Source organism: Actinomadura monticuli (assembly GCF_041463655.1).
Lineage (GTDB): Bacteria > Actinomycetota > Actinomycetes > Streptosporangiales > Streptosporangiaceae > Spirillospora > Spirillospora monticuli.
Genome location: NZ_JAXCEI010000004.1, coordinates 353283 through 374741, shown reverse-complemented (window position 1 = coordinate 374741; position 21459 = coordinate 353283). Strand labels below are relative to the sequence as shown.

Genomic DNA, 21459 nt, shown 5'->3' with positions numbered 1-21459 from the left:
GTGTCACACGACGCGATCCGGCCGCACCCGAACCCTCCACAATGTCAGTGTTCGAACGTATGATCGAACCATGGCGAACGTTGCGACGCACCCCCAGACCGCGCCCACCGCGCCGGCCCCCCTCACCGCGGCCGAGATCGCCGCCCTCGCGCTCTCCCTCGCGCACCTCGGCACCGGCCCGCAGGCCACGACCGCGCGCCGCGCCCTGCACACCCTCCTCGACGCCGCCCCCCACGACGACGTCGTCACCACCACCCTCGCGACCCTCACCACGCCGCTGGAGACCGCCACCTCCGACCGCGCCCGCGTGATCGCCGCGGCCATCACCGACCACCGCGTCGTCCGGCTCTGCTACGGCGACGCCGGCGCCAACGTCACGATCCGCGAAGTCGAACCCGTGACCTGCCTCGTCCACCGCGACCACTGGTACCTCGTCGGCTGGTGCCGCATGCGCCGCGGCGTCCGCGCCTTCCGCTTCGACCGCATCCTCGCCGTCGAGTCCACCGGCCTGCGCTCCCGCCCCCGCCGCGCCGACCGCTACCTGCCCTGGGGCAAGAGCTGATTCAGGTGGGCTTGTAGAAGGAGTCGACGGCCGGGTGGCCCGTGTAGTTCGGGCCCGCTCGGTCGTCGGCGCCTTCGTAGGCGTAGGGGAGGGCGATCGTGCGGTGGCCGCGTAGCGAGATGCGGTGGTGGCGGGGGTCGTAGGTGAAGCCCGCTCGGCGGAGGGCGGCCGTGAGGCGGCGGCCGGCGGGGGAGCCGTCGGGCAGGCGGACGCTTCGCGGGTCGAAGTTCGCGACCAGGAGCCCGTCTTCGGTGAGCCAGGACGCGGCGCGTGTGAGGGCGCCCAGCTTGTCGCCCACGTAGTGCAGGCCGTGGACGCACGTGATCAGGTCGGCCCGGCCGGCCGGGGCCCAGGCGGTGATGGAGGCGGTGACGAGGTGGAGTGAGGCCGGTGCGGGAACGAAGTGGTCGACCAGGTCCACTCCGATGATCTCCAGGCGGGGGTTCGCGGCGGCGGCCTCGGTCAGCGCGCGGCCGGTGCCGCAGCAGAGGTCGAGCCAGCGGCGTCCGGCTTCGGCCAGTACGTCGACGCCCAGTTCGCGGACGTAGCCCTTCAGCGTGCGCTCCCGGTTCATGGCGCAGTTCGCCACGACCGGGGATCTCTCCAGAGCGATGTCGTCCAGCATGGAGGGATTCTGGCGGATCAGACGGCGACCGTCCGGTCCGCGGCGGCGGCCACGACGGCCGCGACGTTGTGGGCGCGGGTGTGGACGGTGCGCTGGAAGTGGGCGCCGTTGCCGCGTTCCAGCAGGTCGTGCAGGAGGCGGGTCGCGGTCTCCAGGTCCCCGGCGCGGTCGAGGGCCGGGGTGAGGTGGTCGAGCAGCGCGCCCACGACCGCGGCGGCGGGCGCGGCGCGGCGGGTGCGGGGGTCGACGAGGTCGTCGCGCAGCCCGGAGCGGCAGGCCCGCCACATCGCGAGGCGCATCAGGTCGGCGCGGACCGGGTCCGGCGGCTCGCCGGCGTGCCAGGCGCGGGCGGCGGTGTCGACCAGCGCCCGGACGAACGCCGCCATCAGCACGGCGTCGTCGGCGACCAGGCACACGTCCGGCACCCGGACCTCCACGGTCGGGTAGTGCCGGGACAGCCGGGCGTCGAAGTAGATCATCCCCTCGTCGACGAGCGCGCCGGTCGACAGCATGGCCTCGACCGTCGTCCGGTAGGCGGCGGCCGAGCCGAACAGCTCGGTCGGCCCGCTGGACGGCCAGCGGTTCCACACCTGGTGCCGCCAGCTGTCGTAGCCGGTGTCGGCGCCCTGCCAGAACGGCGAGTTCGCGCTGAGCGCGAGGAGCGGCGGCAGCCATGGCCGGATGCGGTCCAGGACGGCGACGCCCTCGTCCGGGGACTCGATGCCGACGTGCACGTGGCAGCCGCAGGTGAGCTGCTCGTCGGCGGCCGGCCCGTACGCGTCCGCCATCCGCAGGTAGCGGTGCGACGGCGTCAGCGACGGGCGGACGCTCACCGGGGACGTCGCGAGGGCGGCCACGGCGGTGCCGACGCCCGCCGCGGCGTCGGCCGCCGCCAGCCGCGCCGAGCGGAGCTGGTCGGACAGCTCGGACAGCGAGGTGCACACCGGGGTCGCCGTCTCCAGCTGCTCGCGCTGCAGCTCGGTCTCGAGGGGCGTGGACCAGCGGCCGTCCGTCCGGAACAGCTCGTCGTGGCGCCGCGCGTAGCGGATGACGGAACCGGAGGCGGCGCGCGGCGCGCCGTCCGCCGGGTCGACGAGGAGCAGTTCCTCCTCCACTCCGAACGTGCGCGGCCCCCTGTGCACTCTCACCAGAGTCTCCTTCCCGGGAGTGCGCCGATGTACGTACGAGGAAGGGGTCGTCCTGGTCAGAGAGCCGTGCCCGCGATGTGCGCTCTTGACCGGGCCTTGGTGGAAGGGCGGTGGAACGTCCTAGCTCGCGGGCTCGCCGAGCCAGCCGGCGAGCAGGGCCCCCGTCTCCTCCAGCCTGTCGACGTAGAGCATGTGGCCGGCCTCGATCTCGCTGATGACGAGGCCGGGCCCGAGCGCGGCGCGGCAGTCCACCACGAACTCGGGCCGGACGAGGTCGGCCCGCGTCGCGATGACCAGGTGGGTGGGCAGGTCCGCCGGCGGCGTCAGGAGGGGGCGGGCCATCTCCGAGTACGCCGTGACCACGGCCGCGGGCTCGTACCGCCACCGCAGCCGCCCGTCGGGAGCGGGTTCGAGGTGCTCGGCGACCTCCTCGTCCACCAGGTCGGCCGGGGCCCCGGACCAGCGCGCCGCCCGGTCGGCGCGGGCCTCCGCGGCGTCGGCGTACGTGGGCGGGGCCAGGTAGGCGCGCGCCTCCCGCGCGGCGTACTCCGGGGTGAGGCCGATCGCCGGGTCGAGGAGCAGGAGCCGCCGCACCCGGCGCGGCGCCGTCCGCGCGAGGTGCAGCGCGATCATCCCGCCGTAGGAGTGCCCGACGAGGTCGGTCCGCTCCACGCCCTCCGCGTCCAGCAGGGCCAGGACGTCCGCCACATGCCGCTCGACCGTCCACGGCGGCTCGTGCGGCGAGCGCCCGTGCCCGCGCAGGTCGGGCGCCAGGACGGACCGGTCGGCCAGATACGACTCCGCCGTCCGCCGCCAGCGCGCCCCGTGGCCCGTCACCCCGTGCAGCAGGACGGCGGGCTCCCCCGCCGGGTCTCCATATCGGTGCACATGCAACGCCGCGTCCGTCATGCAGTGAAGCGTATGCGCGAAGGGCGGCTCCCGGACGTCCTTCACCGGCCACGGGGGACCGGTCAGGGGCGCTCCCACCGGACGGAGCTCAACGCCAGCAGCGCGACATGGAACGACACGCACGACTCCACGTCGTCGAGATCGGCGTCGAGGACGCGCTCGATGCGCCGCAGCCGCTCGTAGAAGGCGGGGCGGGAGAGGTGCGCCCGCTGCGCGGCGACGGCCTTGTTCCGCCCGGATTCGAGGTAGAGCTCCAGGATGCGCGTCAGGTCGCTGCCGCGCTGGGCGTCGTACTCCAGCAGCGGCCCGAGCTCCCGCTCCACGAACGTCTGGACGCGGGCGTCGTCGCGCAGCAGGTGCAGGAGGCCGCGGAGCCGCAGGTCGGGGAGGCGGTAGAACAGCCGTCCGCCGGAGCCGCGGGCGGCGACGTCGGCGACCTGCTCGGCCTCCAGGAACGAGCGCCGCACGTCCTGGATGGTCTCCACCACCGACCCGGCGGCCATGACCGTGCCGCCGGACTGCTTGCGGACGCGGGTGCCGACCTCGGTGAGCGCCGTCTCCACGTCGGCGCGGGCGGGCAGCGAGGCGAGGACGCCGACGCGCGCGTGCGGGCCGCCCTCGTCCAGGACGCCGACGAGCGCGGCGAGGCGGGCGTCCTTGCAGGCGGCGGCGGCCGCCTCGGCGAGCGCGGACAGCTCCCCGACGGGCGGCGCGGGCGTGCCGGGCCCGCGGTGCCGGAGCACCACGCCGAGCAGCCGGCGGCCGGACAGCGGCACGCCGAGCGCGCGGGCGCGGGCGGCGGCCTCCTGCGGGTCGGAGTAGGCGTGCGCGAGGATGCGGGCGATGATCGTCCCGTGCGCCTGGCGCTCGACGCTCTCGGCGTGCCGGTCCAGCAGCCGGCCGAGCGCGAGGGTGGTCGCGGCCCGCTCGATCAGCACGGTGTCGCGCGGCGACGGCGGCGCGCCGAGGTCGATGATCAGCCGGCCCCAGTCCTCGCCGCGCGCGCCGACCATGGTCACGAGCCACCCGGACGTCGGGTCGTAGCCGGTGCGGCGGCCGGGCCGCACGGCGCGCGAGCGGGTCTCCCACGCCGACAGCAGCTCGGACGGGTCGGAGCCGTCGGCGTCGGCGGCGAGCACCTGGTGGGCGAGGTTCTCCAGCACGACGGGGTGCCCGCCGAGCGCGGCGACCTGCCGGACGACCTCGTCGGTCGAGGCGCCCTCGACCGACAGCCGGGTGAAGATCTCGTGCAGCCGCTCGGAGGCCCGCAGCTCCGCGAACTGCTCCCGCACGATCCGGGCGTGCACGGCCTCGGTGATGTCGACGAACGCGGGCTCGTGCGCGAGGACGACCACCGGGAGGCCGTGATCCTCGGCGGCGGCGATCAGCGCGGGCGGCAGCACGCTGGCGTAGCGCCGGCCCAGCTCGATCATCAGCCCGCTGACCCCGACCTCGGCGAGCTCGGCGATGTAGGCGCGCAGCCGCTCCGGCTCGTCCGGCAGCGCGATCCCGGTCGTCAGGACCAGCTCGCCGCCGTGCAGCAGGTGCGCGATGTCGGTGACCTCGGCGACGTGCACCCAGCGAACGCGGTTGCCGGTGCGGTCCGCGCCGGTGACGACGCGCGGCTGGCCGCGGCGCACCGCGTCGAGCTGGAGGACGTCGTCGAGTGTGGGCAGCATCGCCCGCGATGATATCCGCGCCTCCGCAGGCAGACCGTTAACGGGGAACGCCTGGTCCTGACACTCTGCGGGTGGTCCGGGACGTCCGGGCGTCCGACACTTGTGCCATGTCGGAACACGCGAACCTGCTCCGGCGCCACAGGGCGGTCATGCCGTCGTGGATGGCGCTCAACTACACGGACCCCATCGAGATCGTCGGCGGCAAGGGCGCCCGCGTGACCGACGCCGAGGGGAACGGCTACCTCGACTTCTTCACCGGCATCCTCACGAACATGCTGGGCTACGACGTCCCCGAGGTGCGGGACGCGGTGGAGCGGCAGCTCGCCACCGGCGTCGTGCACACCTCCACCGCCTACCTGCTGCGCGGCCAGGTCGAGCTGGCCGAGAAGATCGCCCGGCTGTCCGGCATCCCGGACGCGAAGGTCTTCTTCGCCAACTCCGGGACGGAGGCCAACGAGACGGCGCTGCTGCTGGCCGCGTACGCGCGGCGCAGCGACCAGATCCTCGCGATGCGGCAGAGCTACCACGGCCGCTCGTTCGCCGCCGCGGGGGTCACCGGCAACCGGGCCTGGACGAACCTGTCGTTCTCGCCGCTGGACGTCCACTTCCTGCACGGCGCCGACCGGCACCTGCCGCAGTTCGCCGGGATGTCCGACGAGGAGTACGTCGACGCGTGCACGCAGGACCTGCGGCACGTGCTCGCCACCGCGGCCGGCCCGGACGTCGCCGCGCTGATCGCCGAGCCGATCCAGGGCGTCGGCGGCTTCACGATGCCGCCGGACGGCCTGTTCGCCGCCTACAAGCGCGTCCTGGACGAGTTCGGCATCCTGTTCATCTCCGACGAGGTTCAGACCGGGTGGGGGCGGACGGGCCAGGGCTTCTGGGGCATCGACAACCACGGCGTCTCGCCGGACATGATGACGTTCGCGAAGGGCCTCGGGAACGGTTTCGCCGTCGGCGGCGTCGTGGCGCGCGGCGACCTGATGGACGCGCTGCCCGCGCTCGGCATCTCCACGTTCGGCGGCAACCCGGTCGCGATGGCCGCCGCGAACGCGACGCTCGACCACGTCCTCGACCACGATCTGCAGGCGAACGCCGCGAAGCAGGGCACGACGATCATCGAAGGGCTGCGCAGGGCGGCCGGGCGGCTGCCGATCGTCAAGGACGTGCGGGGCAAGGGCCTCATGTTCGCGGTCGAGCTGGCCGACCCGGGCACCGGCGAGCCGAGCCCGCCGCTCGCCGCCGCGCTGATGGAGGCCGCCCGCGAGCGGGGGCTGCTGGTCGGCAAGGGCGGCCTGTACGGCAATGTGGTGCGCATGGCCCCGCCCATGACCCTCACCGACGCCGAGGCCGCCGAGGGGCTGGGCATCCTGATCGCATCGCTGGAGACCGTCGCCGAGGGAGCCCGATGACCACGCACGTCACGCACTGGATCGGCGGCAAGCCCTTCGACGGGGAGGCCGCGCGCCGGGGCGACGTCTACGAGCCCGCCTCGGGACGCGTCGCGGGGACGGTCGACTTCGCCGGGCGGGAGGAGGTCGACGCGGCCGTGGCCGCCGCGAAGGCCGCGTTCCCCGGCTGGCGGGACGCCCCGCTCTCCCGGCGCGCCCAGGTGCTGTTCCGGTTCCGCGAGCTGGTCAGCGCGCACCGCGGCGAGATCGCCCGGCTGATCTCGGCCGAGCACGGCAAGGTGATCTCGGACGCGGCCGGCGAGGTGGCCCGCGGCCTGGAGGTCGCCGAGTTCGCCTGCGGCATCCCGCACCTGCTCAAGGGCGGTTTCTCGGAGAACGTGTCCACCCGCGTGGACGCCTACTCGATCCTGCAGCCGCTCGGCGTCGCCGCCGGGATCACGCCGTTCAACTTCCCGGCGATGGTGCCGATGTGGATGTTCCCGGTCGCGATCGCGTGCGGGAACACCTTCGTGCTCAAGCCGTCGGAGAAGGACCCGTCGGCGTCCGTCCGGCTGGCGGAGCTGTGGGCCGAGGCGGGGCTGCCGGACGGGGTGTTCAACGTCCTGCACGGCGACAGGGCCGCGGTGGACGGGCTGCTGCACCACCCCGACGTCAAGGCGGTCAGCTTCGTCGGCTCCACGCCGATCGCCCGCCACGTCTACGCGACGGCCGCGGCGAACGGCAAGCGGGTGCAGGCGCTCGGCGGCGCGAAGAACCACATGCTCGTCCTGCCGGACGTCGACCTCGACCTCGCCGCCGACGCGGCCGTGTCGGCCGGGTTCGGCTCGGCGGGGGAGCGGTGCATGGCGATCTCCGTCGTCGTCGCCGTGGACCCGGTCGGGGACGAGCTGATGGCCAAGATCCGGGAGCGGGTGGCGAAGCTCAGGGTCGGTCCCGGCGACGACCCCCGGTCGGAGATGGGCCCGCTGGTCACGCGCGCGCACCGCGACAAGGTCGCGTCCTACCTCGACGGCGGCGTCGCGCAGGGCGCCACGCTCGCGATCGACGGGCGCGACCCGGACGTCCTCGGCGGTGCGAACGGCGGGTTCTGGCTCGGCCCGACCGTCCTCGACCACGTCACCCCGGAGATGGACGCCTACAAGGACGAGATCTTCGGCCCGGTGCTGTCGGTCGTGCGGACCGGCTCCTACGAGGAGGCCATGGAGCTGATCTCCGCCAACCCGTACGGCAACGGGACGGCGATCTTCACCAACGACGGCGGGGCGGCGCGCCGCTTCCAGAACGAGGTGGAGGTCGGCATGGTCGGCGTGAACGTCCCCATCCCGGTGCCGATGGCGTACTACTCCTTCGGCGGCTGGAAGGACTCGCTGTTCGGTGACAGTCATGCCCACGGTATGGAAGGCGTCCACTTCTACACCCGTACGAAGGCCGTCACCGCGCGTTGGCTCGACCCCAGCCACGGCGGCGTGAACCTCGGTTTCCCGACCAGCGGCTGAGCCGCGTCGACGCTGCTGACGGCCGGTGCCCCGCGCGGGCACCGGCCGTGCGCGCGCGCAGGTTTGGGAGTTTCCCACCGCCCCCGCATTTCGTCGTTAATTTTTGTCCGGCACGGTTGTGCGAATAATGCCAACACCCATTGACGGGCTCTGTGTCCGGCGACACAATCTGACTGTCTCAATTAATTGGGGCGAAATTGAAAAGTCAGGGTGGGCAGTCAAGGGGAGCCGCGCTATGACCGCAGGCGACCACGCCGCAGAGGTGGACGCGCTGGGAAGGCGATTTCCGGGCTGGACCATTTGGTTCGGCCTGTGCACCGGCCACTGGTGGGCACTGCCGCCCAAGGACCGCGACGTCGGCGACCTCCTGGAGGCCGACACCCCGCAACGGCTCATCGCACGGATCGAGGTGGTCACGCGCGCCGCGCCGCGGCGCCCGCCGGCGGAGCGGCCGGCACTCCAGTCCCACGGCCGCCCGCGGCCGTCCCGCGACACCCGGCCGGACGTGCGGCGTCCCTCGAACCTCCTCCGTCTCGAGGGCGTCACACCGTCGCCGTTCGGCCGGGTACCGGTGATCGCGTGGCCGGGCAGCACCGCACGGTGATCCGCTGTTCCCCACCCTCGCCACGCCCGCCGGTGCCGCCGCGGTCCCGGTAGGACGGCAGCCCGCGCCATATCCCTCTCCAGCAACCTCCGTGTATGGCGCGGACGCCAGCACCCAGCCGTCCTCCGGGGCCCCGGCGGTTTCTCCGTTAACGCCCCGTCCGAAATGCCGCACAGAATGGTGCGGCAATGGTCAGGTGCTTCTTACCTCCAAGAAACAGCGCGGCCGCGGGACCGGGTCGCGGTCTTCGGTAATTGACCGCCGTCCCGGTGCCAGCCGGAAGGAAAAGCGCGGGAAACCGCCGATCGAATCGCGCCCGCCCGCCGCCGCGACCGGAATGGCGGCGCGGGCGGCCCGCCGGCGCCCGCTCCCGGCGGGTACCGGCCGTCCCGCCGGGCCGGACACGCTACGCTGCGCCGATGGGCCCGTTCACGAGGGGGAGGGCCCTGGGCACGGATCGGGAGCGACATGCGGCGGACGGCCACGGCACGGGTCACGGTGGCGCGGGCCGGGGCGGCTCGGGCCAGGGCGGCGGCGCTGGTGGCCGCCGCGGCGATCACCGCGGCGGGCCTCGCCGGCTGCAGCGAGGACGCGGACGAGCCGGTCGGCGTCGCCAAGGTGGCGAGCACCCTCGGCCCCGGCGAGGGGGCGCTGAACCTCGTCGCGATGCCCGGCTCCATCGAGAGCGGCAGCACCGACCCGCGCGTCGACTGGGTCACCCCGTTCCAGGAGCGCACCGGCTGCAAGGTCGGCCTGAAGGTGGCGAAGACGCCCGAGGAGATGGCCGGCCTCATGCGCGACGAGGACCGCCGGTACGACGGCATCGCCGCGCCGCCGGAGGTCGCCGGCCGGCTGATCGCCGAGAAGCAGGTCGTCCCGGTCAACACCGACCTCGTGGACGGCTACAAGAAGCTGGAGCCGAAGCTCCGCGGGCTGCTGGAGCGGGACGGCAGGCACTACGGCATCCCGTACGTGTGGGGGTCCAACCTCCTCATGTACGACTCGCGCACCGTCCCGCCGCCGGCGAGCTGGGCCGCGGTCTTCGACCCGGGGCAGGCCCGCCGCCACTCCGGCAGGATCATCATGCGCGACAGCCCGCTCGCCATCGCCGAGGCCGCGCTCTACCTCAAGGGCGCCGAGCGCAAGCTCAAGATCCGCGACCCGTACTCGCTGACCCACAAGCAGCTCGCCGCCGCCGGGCGCGTGCTGGCCAGGCAGCGCCAGCACGTCGAGGAGTACTGGGAGCTGCCCGCCGACGCGGTCAGCGCGTTCGCGGGCGGACGCGCCGTGCTGGGCCAGGCGTGGCCCTACCAGGTGGACGTGCTGAACCGCGCGGGCCGGCCCGTCCGGGGCGTCGTCCCGTCCGAGGGCGTGACCGGCTGGATGGACGCCTGGATGATCGGCGCCCGCGCCCAGCACCCGAACTGCATGTACCAGTGGCTGCAGTGGACGGCGTCGCCGGACGTCCAGCAGCAGGTCGCCGAGTGGACCGGCGTGGCGCCCGCCAACCCGCAGGCGTGCTCGGGCGACCGGCTGCGGTCCGGGTTCTGCGCGGCCTACCACGTGGGCGACCGCAACCACCTCGACAAGATCATCTTCGCGCACGCGCCGTCGAAGGCGTGCGGCGGCAAGTCGAAGAAGAACGACTGCACCGACTACGCCGAGTGGACGAAGACCTGGATCGAGGCGACGCGGCCGCAGTCGGTGAAGCCGCAGGCCAAGCCGTAGTGAACGGCTCGGCCGCGGCGGCGGGCCGGGTCGGCCCCTAAAGGTCTCTCCGGCGCGCCCGGCCGCCCCCAGCCGGGCGCGCCTGCGGGGTGGTCCCGGGCTTCCCCCCGAATGCCCGGGTCACCCTCCTCCCTGGAGAGACCTCCACGACGACGGACTCCAGGCCCGCCGCCTTCGCCGGCGGCGGCCCGGCGGCCGTCCGTCCGGCGTCCGTGCGCGGCTCCCGTGGGCCCCGCCGCGGGCGGGGTGCCGGCGGGGCGGGTGCGCAGTCGTCGCACGCGAACACCCCGGACGAGTCCGGCAGGCGGCCGACGCGGACGCGCGGCCGGGGCCACTTCTTGCGGCAGACGACGCAGGCGTCGCCCAGGAGCTGGGCTGCGCTCAGCCCGTCCGGGTCGACCAACGGCTCGCCTGTCCGGCCCATGTCCCATCCCCCTGAAGGGAGTCGCCTTCACGTGACTCCTTTATAGGCGGGGGCGGGTGTTGCCATCGTTACCCAAGGTGAAAAGGGCGGCAAAGCCTCACGTGTCGGTCTCCGGGGGCGTGCGGGAGCCGGGTTATGGGCGCGGGTCGGAAGCGGCCGGGCCCGGCCCGGCCGGGGGACTCCGCGGACCAGGGCTATGCGCCCACCGGCCAGGCGCTTTGCCGTCCTTTGGTGGCGAGTTGCGTACAAAGGAGACATGTCGGCACGGAAGGGCGGTCTTCCGCGCGTCCGGCCGCACCGGCCCCGCTCCGCGCGGGCACGCGTGATGCTGGTCACGGCCACCGTGCTCGGCTTCCTGCTGGTGGCCGCGGTGGTCGTGGCGGACGTCGTGCTGCTCCTGCTCGCCGACGTCGGCCGCGCCGGCGTCCTCGTCGCCGTCACGGCCGTGCTGGGCGTGGTCGCCATCGCCCTGGCCGCCTGGGGCGTCCGGCGCGCCGTCGCACGGACGATGCTGCCGGTGGAGCGCCTCCTCGCGGAGCTTGCGGAACTCGACGAGACGGCCCTGGGCCGCCGGGTGGGCGTCCCGGCCACCGGCGACGACGCCGAGCGGCTCGCCGGCCGCGTCAACGTACTGCTCGACCGGCTGGAGGCTTCCGCCGAGCAGCGGCGCGCGTTCATCGCCGACGCCTCGCACGAGCTGCGCACACCGCTCACCGGCCTGCGCACCCGCCTCGAACTGGCCCTGGACGACCCCGGCGGCGACATCGAGGACACCCTGCGGCACTCGCTGGACGACGTCGACCGCCTGCACCACATCGTCGATGACCTCCTCGTCCTCACCCGCCTCGACTCCGGCAGCCGGCGGCTCCGCGAGCGGCTGGACCTCGGGACGCTGGTGGAGGCCGAGGTCGCGCGGCTCGCGCCCAGCCTCCCGACGACCGTCAAGGCGGAGCCCGCCGTCCTGGTCTGCGGCAACCGGCGGCGGCTCGGCCGCGCGGTGCTCAGCCTGCTCGCCAACGCCGAGCGCTACGCCGCGTCGCGCATCGAGGTCGAGGTGCGCGCGGACGCCGAGGAGGCCGTCGTCGAGGTGCACGACGACGGCCCCGGCATCCCGCTCGCCGACCGCGACCGCGTCTTCGAGCGCTTCGCCCGGCTCGACTCCGCGAGGAGCCGGGACAAGGGCGGCAGCGGCCTCGGCCTGCCGATCGCGCGGGAGATCGTCATCGCCCACGGCGGCGGCCTGTACGTCGCCGAAGGCGCCCACGGCGCCCGCCTCGTCCTGCGCCTGCCGCTCGCCCGCTGACACGCCGGACGCGCACGCGCGCAGCCGGGAATCGGCACGCGCCCGCGACGCGGGGCAGACCTGAGCGGGACGATGCCCGAGAATGGAGCGGTGATGTCTCCCTCAAGCCCCGAGCCGCCCGCCCGCGAGGTGGTCGTCCTCGGTTCCACCGGTTCGATCGGCACCCAGGCGCTGGACGTGATCCGCCGCAACCCGGGGAGGTTCCGGGTGACCGGGCTCGCGGCCGGCGGCGGGCGGGTCGGGCTGCTCGCCGAGCAGGCGCTGGAGTTCCGGCCCGAGATCGTCGCGGTGGCCAAGGCGTCCGCCGCGCAGGAGCTGCAGCTCGCGTTCTACGCGGAGGCCAAGCGGCGCGGCTACGCCTCGGGCGACTTCGCCATCCCGAAGATCGTCGCCGGGCCGGACGCGGTCGCCGAGGTCGCCGCCTGGCAGTGCGACGTGGTGCTGAACGGGGTGACCGGCGCGCTCGGCCTCGCCTCGACGCTCGCCGCGCTGGACGCCGGCCGGACGCTCGCCCTCGCCAACAAGGAGTCGCTCATCGTCGGCGGCCCGCTGGTCAAGGAGCGGGCGCGGCCGGGACAGATCGTCCCGGTCGACTCCGAGCACTCGGCGCTCGCGCAGTGCCTGCGCGGCGGGCGCGCAGAAGAGGTGCGGCGGCTCGTGCTGACCGCGAGCGGCGGCCCGTTCCGCGGCCGCGCCCGCGAGGAGCTGGCCGACGTCACGCCCGAGCAGGCGCTGAACCACCCCACGTGGGACATGGGCCCGGTCGTCACGATCAACTCCGCGACCCTGGTCAACAAGGGCCTGGAGGTCATCGAGGCGCACCTGCTGTTCGACGTCCCGATGGACCGCATCGAGGTCATGGTGCACCCGCAGTCGGTCGTCCACTCGATGGTCGAGTTCACCGACGGCGCCACGCTCGCGCAGGCGAGCCCGCCCGACATGCGGCTGCCGATCGCGCTCGGCATCGACTGGCCCGACCGCGTCCCGGACGCCTCGCCCGGCATCGACTGGACGAGGGCCCACACCTGGGAGCTGTTCCCGCTCGACGACGAGGCGTTCCCCGCCGTCGCGCTGGCGCGGCGCGCCGGTGAGCTGGGCGGGACCGTGCCCGCCGTTTACAACGCCGCGAACGAGGAATGTGTGGACGCGTTCCGCGCGGGACGGCTCCCGTTCCTCGGGATAGTCGACACGGTCGCGCGGGTAGTGGAGGAGCACGGTTCGGGCACGCCCGGGGAGCTGACGCTGGACGACGTCCTCGCGGCCGACGGGTGGGCGCGGGCCAGGAGCAGGGAACTGACCGGAACCGACTGACCCGGGAACCCCCGGGAACGAGCCCGAGGGGACCCCCGGATGGCCTTCCTACTGGGCGCGGTGGCGTTCGTCGTCGCGCTGCTGGCGTCGGTGATGCTCCACGAGGGCGGGCACCTGCTCACCGCCAAGCGGTTCGGGATGAAGGCCACGCAGTACTTCGTCGGTTTCGGCCCGACCCTGTGGTCCACCCGGCGGGGGGAGACCGAGTACGGCGTGAAGGCGATCCCGCTGGGCGGCTTCGTCAAGATCGTCGGCTACACGCCGCTGGAGGAGATCGATGAGGCGGACCGGGGCCGCGCGTTCTTCCGGCAGCCCGCCGGGCGCCGCGCGATCGTCATCGGGGCGGGCGTCGTCGCCAACTTCGTGTTCGCGTTCGTCCTGCTCATGGTGATGGCCCTGACGATCGGCATGCCGCGGGCGGGCACGGTGTCCAGCACGGTCGAGGAGGTGTCGCCCTGCGTCCCGGCCACGATGCGCGACGGCTGCGACGGCGGCCGTCCGCCCTCGCCGGCGGCGCGCGCCGGACTGCGGGCCGGCGACCGGATCGTCGCGTTCAACGGAGTCCCGGTCTCCGACTGGAACGACCTCACCGAGGCGATCGACAAGGCGAAGCCGGGGCAGACGGTGCGGGTGGCGGTCCAGCGGCCGGGCGCGGCGCGGCCGCTGACGGTGCCGGTCACGCTCGCCGACGCGGGCGGGGAGCCGTTCGTCGGCATCTCCGCGAAGGTCGTCGGCGGCGGGTACGACCGGGCCGGGCCGGTGGACGCCGCGGTGTTCGCCGGGCGCGCCATCGGCCGGACGCTCCAGGGCATCGGCACGGTCGCGGCGGACCTGCCCTCGGCGATACCGAAGCTGTTCTCACCCGAGCGGGAGAGCACGCCCGGCGGCCAGGTCGGCAGCGTGGTCGGCGCGACCGAGGTGTCGGGGCAGATCTTCTCGTCCGACGACACCGCCCGGGACAAGGTCGCCCTGTTCCTGTCGCTGGTCGTGTCGGTGAACATCTTCCTCGGCGCGCTGAACGTCCTGCCCCTGCTGCCGCTGGACGGCGGGCACCTCGCGGTCGTCGCGTACGAGCGGGCGCGCGCGGGCGTCAACCGGATCCGGGGGCGGCCGGATCCGGGCACGGTCGACATGACCAGGCTGCTGCCGCTCACGTACCTGGCGGTCCTGCTGCTGGTGGGGTTCGGGGTGCTGCTGATCCTCGCGGACCTGTTCAATCCGCTCCGGCTACCGGAGTGACCGGAAATGTTTACCGAGAGTACCCGGACGGTCACACTGTTCGGTACCGGGTGCCGTCACGTCAGTCGCGCCGGGCGCTTAGGCTTTGTACGGGGCCGCAAGTAAGAGGAGAGGGATGAGCGTTTCACTGGGAATGCCTAATGTCCGCGGCGACGGCGACGGGCAGGGGGCGCAGGGTCCGATCACGCCCCGCCGCACGTCCCGGCAGATCATGGTCGGGAACGTTCCGGTCGGGGGCGACGCGCCGGTGTCGGTGCAGTCCATGACCACCACCCTCACCGCCGACGTGAACGCCACGCTCCAGCAGATCGCGGAGCTGACCGCGTCCGGGTGCCAGATCGTCCGGGTCGCGGTGCCGTCCCAGGACGACGCCGACGCGCTGCCGGCGATCGCCCGCAAGTCGCCGATCCCCGTCATCGCCGACATCCACTTCCAGCCCAAGTACGTGTTCGCCGCGATCGACGCGGGCTGCGCGGCCGTCCGGGTGAACCCCGGCAACATCAAGAAGTTCGACGACAAGGTCGGGGAGATCGCGCGCGCCGCCACGGACGCGGGCGTGCCGATCCGGATCGGCGTGAACGCCGGCTCGCTCGACAAGCGGCTGCTGGAGAAGTACGGCAAGGCCACCCCCGAGGCGCTGGTGGAGTCGGCGCTGTGGGAGTGCTCGCTGTTCGAGGAGCACGGCTTCCGCGACATCAAGATCTCGGTCAAGCACAACGACCCGGTCGTGATGATCGACGCCTACCGGCGGCTCGCCGCGGCCTGCGACTACCCGCTGCACCTGGGCGTGACCGAGGCCGGCCCGGCGTTCCAGGGCACCATCAAGTCGGCGGTGGCGTTCGGCGCCCTGCTGGCGGAGGGGATCGGCGACACGATCCGGGTGTCGCTGTCGGCGCCTCCGGTCGAGGAGGTCAAGGTCGGCACGGCGATCCTGGAGTCGCTGGGCCTGCGCAAGCGCGGCCTGGAGATCGTGTCGTGCCCGTCGTGCGGGCGCGCGCAGGTGGACGTGTACACCCTCGCCGAGCAGGTCACCGCCGGGCTGAAGGACTTCCCCGTCCCGCTGCGCGTGGCGGTGATGGGCTGCGTCGTGAACGGGCCCGGCGAGGCCCGTGAGGCCGACCTGGGCGTCGCGTCCGGCAACGGCAAGGGCCAGATCTTCGTGAAGGGGCAGGTCGTCAAGACCGTCCCCGAGGCGCAGATCGTCGAGACGCTGATCGAGGAGGCCATGCGCATCGCCGACGAGATGGGCATCGAGATCGCCGAGGACGGCTCGCTGACCGGGCCGGGCGCCGATGTCGTGGTCGGCTGAGCGATGGGCCGGCCGAGCGCGGGCCGGCTGACCTGACGCGGTAGCGAACGCTGAGAGGGCCCCGGGTGCGAACCCGGGGCCCTTTCACGCGTGCCTGGAAGGTGCGTTTGGGGGGCCGTATCCGCCCCCGCGACCGGAACGTCCGGACGGGTCACGGAGTTCCGCTGATCTTGTCACGATTCGGCATCCACTTGCGACGGGCCCTGTCCCGGCTCGCGTCAAGGGCGTCACAATCTCCTGTCATTTACCCGTATGTCTGACTCAACCTGAGTCGGCACGATAGGGGGATATGTGAAGAGGATCGTTGTCGTGGCCGCGGTGGCCGGGCTCGGTCTCACCGGCCTCGGCGCCACAAGCGCGCAGGCCGCGGGCCCCTCCGCCGGAACGGCCGGAGGATTCGACCCCGCCGCGGTCAGCTGGCACGCCTGCCCCGCGGACTTCGTCCAGACGGTGCACGACTTCTACGACGCCCTGTACCCGGTCTCCAAGATCGTGCAGTGCGCCGAGCTGTCGGTGCCGCTCGACTACGCCAAGCCGAACGGCACGAAGATCACGCTGCAGCTCACCAGGACGCCGCACACGGGCGGCGGGGAGGCCAAGGGCGACATCATCGTCAACCCGGGCGGACCCGGCGGCGGCGGCGCGCTCTTCGGCCCGCGGGTGTTCGCCCAGAACTCCGCCCCGATGCGGGACGCCTACAACGTCATCGGGTTCGACCCGCGCGGCGTCGGCATGAGCGTCCCGGCCATCAGGTGCGACCCGACCTGGTCGAACGCTCCGCGCCCCGACTACGGCACGGGTGACCGGAAGTCCGTCTCCACCTGGCTGAAGCTGTCCAAGGGCTACGCGGAGGACTGCGCCGCGGGCGACGAGATCGGGCTGTTGAACCACGTCAAGACGATCGACTCGGTGAACGACATCGAGTCGATGCGCAAGGCGCTGGGCAACGACAAGATCGACTACTACGGCGCCTCCTACGGCACCTACCTCGGGTCGGCCTACGCCACCGTGTACCCGAAGAACGTCGACAGGATGGTGCTGGACGGCAACGTCGGCCCGTCCGACGTCTGGTACGACGCCAACCTCAATCAGGACGTCGCATTCGACAAGAACATCGACTACTACTTCGGCTGGATCGCCAAGTACGACTCGGTGTACCACCTGGGCGCGACGCAGCAGAAGGTGCGCGACTTCTTCTACGACCTGCGCGCCACGCTCAAGAAGAAGCCGGTCTACTACACCGACCCGGACAGCGGGGACACCCTCGCCGTCGGGCCGGACGAGCTGACCGACGTCATCCTGAACGCCGGGTACCGCCGCAGCCAGGCCATCTGGCACGGCTACGCGGCCGGTCTCGCCGCCTACAAGACCGGCGACACCGCCGGGTTCGCCGGGACGTTCGGCGCCCCGACGACCGGCGAGTCCGACGACAACGGCACCGCGATGTACCTGGCCACCGAGTGCACGGACGTCCAGTGGCCGACGAGCTGGGCCAAGTGGCACCGCGACAACACGCGGATCAACCGCAAGCACCCGTTCGAGACCTGGGGCAACGCCTGGTTCAACGCGCCGTGCCTGTTCTGGCCCGCCAAGGCCGGCGTGCCGGTGAACATCGGGCACACCCGGGACCTGCCGGACAACATCCTGATGTTCCAGTCCACCAACGACGCGGCCACCCCGTACGAGGGCGCGCTGGACATGCAGCGCAGGCTGAAGGGCTCGCGCCTGGTCGTCCAGGACGGGGACCGGACGCACTGCATCGTGCACCGCGGGTCCGCCCAGGTGGACGCCTACTTCGACGCCTACTTCCTGCGGGGAGAGCGTCCTGGGCCGCGCACCGTGCACGTCCCGCAGCTCGGTGACCCGGTCCCGCCGTCGCAGGCGGCGGCCCGGACGCTGAGCGGCACCGCGGCGCCGAACGCCGCGCGTCTGGAGGCCGACGTCATCCGCTGACGCGGACCGGCGGCGACCATCGCGAGGGCCCCGGGGAGGCGATCCCCGGGGCCCTTCCGCGTGCCCGGCCGGTGCCCGCCCGTGCGAAATCGGGGCAAACGCGCAGCGATGTCACGAAGTTCCGATGATCTTGTCACGATTTCGCATCCAGTCGCACAGCGCACTGCCGTCATAAGCGACATAACCGCCACAATCTCCACGCAATCCGCATCCGCTATGCATCGGCGTGGCTCCCCCCTCCGGCCCAATGACGGGGCATCCGGAGCCGCCGATCTGAGGGGGTCAAGTGAGAAAGATCGTTCTCGTCGCGACCGCGGTGGTCGCGGCGGCGGGCGGCGGCACCGTGGCCGCCGTCTCAGCGAGCGCGGACACCGGACGGTCCGGTACCGCCGCGGTCGCGGCGCAGGGCATCGACTGGGGCGCGTGCGAGGTCAGCGGGCCCAACGACCCGATGAACAAGGCCCAGTGCGCCGAGGTCGAGGTCCCGGTCGACTACAGCCGGCCCAACGGCCGCAAGATCTCCATCGCGGTGTCGCGCTTCAAGCACACCGACGAGAAGAACTACCAGGGCGTCCTGTTCGTCAACCCCGGGGGCCCCGGCGGCTCCGGCCTGGCGTACGCGCCGGCCCTCGCCCGCTGGATCGGCGGCGTCGGCCACGCGGACGTCGCGGCCAAGTACGACATCATCGGGTTCGACCCCCGCGGCGTCGGGTCCAGCAAGCCGGCGCTGACCTGCGACCCGAACGTCAACAACCCGATCCGCCCCGACTACGTGCCGAGCTCGCGGAAGGAGGAGAACGCCTGGATCGCCAAGTCGAAGAAGTACGCGCAGGACTGCGCCGAGAAGTTCGGCTGGATGCTGCCGCACATGCGCACCACCGACGCCGCGCGCGACGTCGACGCGATCCGCGCCGCCCTCGGCCAGGACAAGATCAGCTGGTACGGCTTCTCCTACGGCACCTACTTCGGCGCCACCTACGCCACGCTCTTCCCCGGCCGCGTGAAGCGGATGGTGCTGGACGGGAACGTCAACCCCAAGACGGTCTGGTACGACGCCCAGCTGGAGCAGGACAAGGCGTTCGAGCGCAACATCCGCGCCTGGTTCGCCTGGATGGCCAAGTACGACTCGCTCTACCACCTCGGCACGTCCGAGAAGGCCGTCCGCGCCAAGTACTACGAGGCGCTCGACGGGGCCAAGAAGTCCCCGATCGGCGGCGAGATCGGCCCGGCCGAGCTGACCGACATCGTGCTGAGCGCCGGCTACAACACCGGCTACTACATCCCGTTCGCCGAGGCGCTCTCGGCGTGGGTCAACGACAAGGACCCGGCGGGCCTGCTCGACTGGCTCAACACCGGCGGCTATGACAACGACTTCGCCGTCTACAACGCCGTCCAGGCGGCGGACGCCCGCTGGCCCCGCAACTGGAGCAAGTGGCACAACGACGCGGCGAAGCTCTACCGGCAGGGCTACAAGTTCGAGACGTGGGGCAACGTCTGGTTCAACGCCCCGATCGCGTTCTGGCCGTTCCAGGGCGGGCCGGAGTTCCGGCTCCACGGCAGCCGGAACCTGCCGGGCATGCTGCTCGTCCAGTCCACCCAGGACGCGGCCACGCCGGTCGCGGGCGGCCTGGAGATGCACAAGGTCTTCCCGTCCTCGCGGCTCGTGTTCGAGGTCGGCGGCAAGACCCATGCCAACACGCTCAACGGCAACGCCTGCCTGGACGACAAGGTCGCCGCGTACCTCGACACGGGTGCGCTGCCGGCGAGCCGCCGCGGCCCGGACGCCTCCTGCGCGGCGATCCCCGCGCTGAACGACCCGGACCCGACGGCCATGTCGCTGAAGGCCGCCCGCACCACGGGCAAGGACCTTCCGGTCGGACGCCGGTAAGGCCCGGACAGCACGCCGTCTCGCGGCGTGCCCGCCCCGCATGGGGACGGGCGCGCCGCGATTCGTTTCGGTCCGGTGACCCCCGGTTCCGGACGGAATCGCGCGATCCGGGGTTCCCGCTCTTCCGGGCGTCCGGCCGGTAGAAAGCGGGGGTGCTGAACGACGCTGGAAGAAGGACCGCCGCCGGGACGGCCGCCGCCGCGGTCGCGCTCGGGGCCGCCGCCATGGCGGCGCCCGCGGCCGCCGCCCTCCCCGCCGCGCGGACCGTGCTCAAGCCGCCCGCCCTCGCCTGGAAGCCGTGCCCGGACAAGGACCCGGTCGAGGGCGCCCGGCTCAAGGGCCTGCAGTGCGCGTCCCTCAGGGTGCCGCTCGACCACGCCCGCCCGGCGGGCGAGAAGATCACGCTCGAACTCACCCGCGCCCGGCACACCGCGGCGAAGTCCCGCGGCGCCGTGCTGCTCAACCGGGGCGGGCCCGGCGCCCACGGGCGCGACCTGCCCGCGTTCTTCAAGCGGTCGCTGCCGGCGGAGGTCGCCGCGTCCTACGACTGGATCGGCTTCGACCCGCGCGGCGTCGGCGCCAGCAGGCCCGAGCTGATCTGCGACCCGTCCTACCAGGACCCCGGCCGCGCGCGTGCCGACACCATCCCCGCGAACGCGCGGGAGGAGAGGGCCTGGACGGCGCGGGCCGGCGCGTACGCGCGCGACTGCGGCCGCCGGTACGGGAAGGTCCTCCCGCACATGGGGACGGCCGACGGCGCCCGCGACATGGAGGCCATCAGGCGCGCCCTCGGCGAGAAGAAGATCGGCTACTTCGGCTACTCGTACGGCACCTACCTCGGCGCCGTGTACGCGACGATGTATCCCGGACGCGTCCGCGGCATGGTGCTCGACAGCGTCGTCAAGCCGAGCGGCGTCTGGTACGAGAACAACCTCGACCAGAACGTGGCGTTCGAGAAGCGCATCCGCGCCTACTTCGCCTGGATCGCCCGCCACCACCGGCTCTACGGGCTCGGTGACACCGAGAAGAAGGTCGCCGCGTCCTACGCCAGGGCGCGGGCCGCGCTCAAGGCGAAGCCGGTCGACGGGAAGATCGGCCCCTCGGAGCTGGACGACGTGTTCCTCGCCGACGGCTACGCCGACTACTCCTGGCCGGCGCACGCGCGCGCCCTGTCGGCGCTCGCCGTCCGGCACGACGCCGGGCCGCTGCGCAAGGCATGGCAGCCGCCGACGCGGCTCGACCTGAACAACTACACCGTCTACGGCGCCGTCCAGTGCCGCGACGCCGCCTGGCCGCGCGGCTGGGCCCGCTGGCACGCCGACAGCGAGCGCCTCTTCCGCACGGGCTACCGCTTCGAGACCTGGAGCAACACCTGGTACAACGCGCCCTGCGCGTTCTGGCCCGCGCAGGGCGGCCCGCCGCCGCGGGTGCGGGGCGCGGCGTCGCTGCCGCCGATCCTGCTCGTCCAGGGCACCGAGGACGCCGCCACCCCGTACCCGGGCGCGCTGGAGATGCACCGCAGGTTCCCGACGTCCAGGCTGCTCGTGCAGACCGGCGGGCACAACCACGGCGTCGCACTGTCCGGTGACACGTGCGTGGACGGGAAGGTCGCCGCCTACCTCGCCGGCGGCGGGCTGCCCCCGAACCGGCCCGGCGCGGACGCGACGTGCAAGGCGGGACCGCCGCCCCAGCCCGCCGCGGGCAAGAGGCACGACCGCGCGGAACGGGCGGCGGCACGGCGCTGAACCCGCCCCCGCCCGGCCGGTATCGATCCCGCGGGGGTGCGCGCGTCCCGGAGCACATAGGCTTGTCCACGTGGAGCTTTCAGTGGTGAGGGCCGGACGGGGACCGCTCCCGCGCAGGGGCCGG

At 73.1% G+C, this 21459-nt stretch carries 16 protein-coding genes; 12 read left to right on the top strand and 4 right to left on the bottom strand.

Annotated elements, in window-relative coordinates; all coding sequences use genetic code 11:
* Positions 1-70 precede the first annotated feature (70 nt).
* On the top strand, positions 71-562 hold the full coding sequence (locus SM611_RS10940) for a helix-turn-helix transcriptional regulator (protein WP_371949227.1): 492 nt from the start codon (positions 71-73) through the stop codon (positions 560-562).
* A gap of 1 nt (position 563) precedes the next feature.
* On the opposite strand, the gene SM611_RS10935 is transcribed toward SM611_RS10940, so the two are convergent.
* From SM611_RS10935 to SM611_RS10920, 4 genes are all read right to left on the bottom strand, one after another.
* On the bottom strand, positions 564-1187 hold the full coding sequence (locus SM611_RS10935; RefSeq protein ID WP_371949226.1) for a class I SAM-dependent methyltransferase: 624 nt from the start codon (positions 1185-1187) through the stop codon (positions 564-566).
* A gap of 17 nt (positions 1188-1204) precedes the next feature.
* Complete coding sequence (locus tag SM611_RS10930; RefSeq protein ID WP_371949225.1) at positions 1205-2335, bottom strand: carboxylate-amine ligase; 1131 nt, start codon at positions 2333-2335, stop codon at positions 1205-1207.
* Between the two features lie 120 nt (positions 2336-2455).
* A complete protein-coding gene (locus SM611_RS10925; protein ID WP_371949223.1) occupies positions 2456-3244 on the bottom strand; it encodes an alpha/beta fold hydrolase in 789 nt (262 codons plus the stop codon).
* 62 nt (positions 3245-3306) lie between these two features.
* The gene (locus SM611_RS10920) at positions 3307-4923 is read right to left on the bottom strand and encodes a PucR family transcriptional regulator (protein WP_371949222.1); all 1617 of its coding nucleotides are present in this window, start codon (positions 4921-4923) and stop codon (positions 3307-3309) included.
* Positions 4924-5030: 107 nt separating this feature from the next.
* Here SM611_RS10920 and SM611_RS10915 point away from each other — a divergent pair, with 107 nt between their 5' ends.
* The 11 genes from SM611_RS10915 to SM611_RS10865 all read left to right on the top strand — a co-directional run bounded on the left by SM611_RS10915 (position 5031) and on the right by SM611_RS10865 (position 21335).
* On the top strand, positions 5031-6335 hold the full coding sequence (locus SM611_RS10915; RefSeq protein WP_371949220.1) for an aspartate aminotransferase family protein: 1305 nt from the start codon (positions 5031-5033) through the stop codon (positions 6333-6335).
* Entirely contained in the window at positions 6332-7831 is a 1500-nt protein-coding gene (locus SM611_RS10910; protein ID WP_371949219.1) for a CoA-acylating methylmalonate-semialdehyde dehydrogenase, read from the top strand. Before SM611_RS10915 ends, SM611_RS10910 begins: the two co-directional genes overlap by 4 nt.
* Before the next feature lie 235 nt (positions 7832-8066).
* Positions 8067-8435: a hypothetical protein gene (locus SM611_RS10905; RefSeq protein ID WP_371949217.1), complete on the top strand. Its 369-nt coding sequence runs from the start codon at positions 8067-8069 to the stop codon at positions 8433-8435.
* Between the two features lie 468 nt (positions 8436-8903).
* Positions 8904-10163 carry an ABC transporter substrate-binding protein gene (locus SM611_RS10900; RefSeq protein WP_371949215.1) on the top strand — a complete coding sequence of 420 codons (1260 nt, stop codon included), beginning with the start codon at positions 8904-8906 and terminating at the stop codon, positions 10161-10163.
* 680 nt (positions 10164-10843) lie between these two features.
* Positions 10844-11890 carry a sensor histidine kinase gene (locus SM611_RS10895; protein ID WP_371949214.1) on the top strand — a complete coding sequence of 349 codons (1047 nt, stop codon included), beginning with the start codon at positions 10844-10846 and terminating at the stop codon, positions 11888-11890.
* A 93-nt stretch (positions 11891-11983) separates the two neighbouring features.
* Positions 11984-13201: a 1-deoxy-D-xylulose-5-phosphate reductoisomerase gene (gene dxr, locus SM611_RS10890; protein WP_371949212.1), complete on the top strand. Its 1218-nt coding sequence runs from the start codon at positions 11984-11986 to the stop codon at positions 13199-13201.
* 39 nt (positions 13202-13240) lie between these two features.
* Complete coding sequence (locus tag SM611_RS10885) at positions 13241-14440, top strand: M50 family metallopeptidase (protein WP_371949210.1); 1200 nt, start codon at positions 13241-13243, stop codon at positions 14438-14440.
* Between the two features lie 115 nt (positions 14441-14555).
* On the top strand, positions 14556-15749 hold the full coding sequence (gene ispG, locus SM611_RS10880) for a flavodoxin-dependent (E)-4-hydroxy-3-methylbut-2-enyl-diphosphate synthase (RefSeq protein WP_371949208.1): 1194 nt from the start codon (positions 14556-14558) through the stop codon (positions 15747-15749).
* 291 nt (positions 15750-16040) lie between these two features.
* A complete protein-coding gene (locus SM611_RS10875; RefSeq protein WP_371949207.1) occupies positions 16041-17702 on the top strand; it encodes an alpha/beta hydrolase in 1662 nt (553 codons plus the stop codon).
* A gap of 286 nt (positions 17703-17988) precedes the next feature.
* On the top strand, positions 17989-19590 hold the full coding sequence (locus tag SM611_RS10870; RefSeq protein WP_371949206.1) for an alpha/beta hydrolase: 1602 nt from the start codon (positions 17989-17991) through the stop codon (positions 19588-19590).
* Positions 19591-19742: 152 nt separating this feature from the next.
* The gene (locus SM611_RS10865) at positions 19743-21335 is read left to right on the top strand and encodes an alpha/beta hydrolase (RefSeq protein WP_371949205.1); all 1593 of its coding nucleotides are present in this window, start codon (positions 19743-19745) and stop codon (positions 21333-21335) included.
* Positions 21336-21459 lie beyond the last annotated feature (124 nt).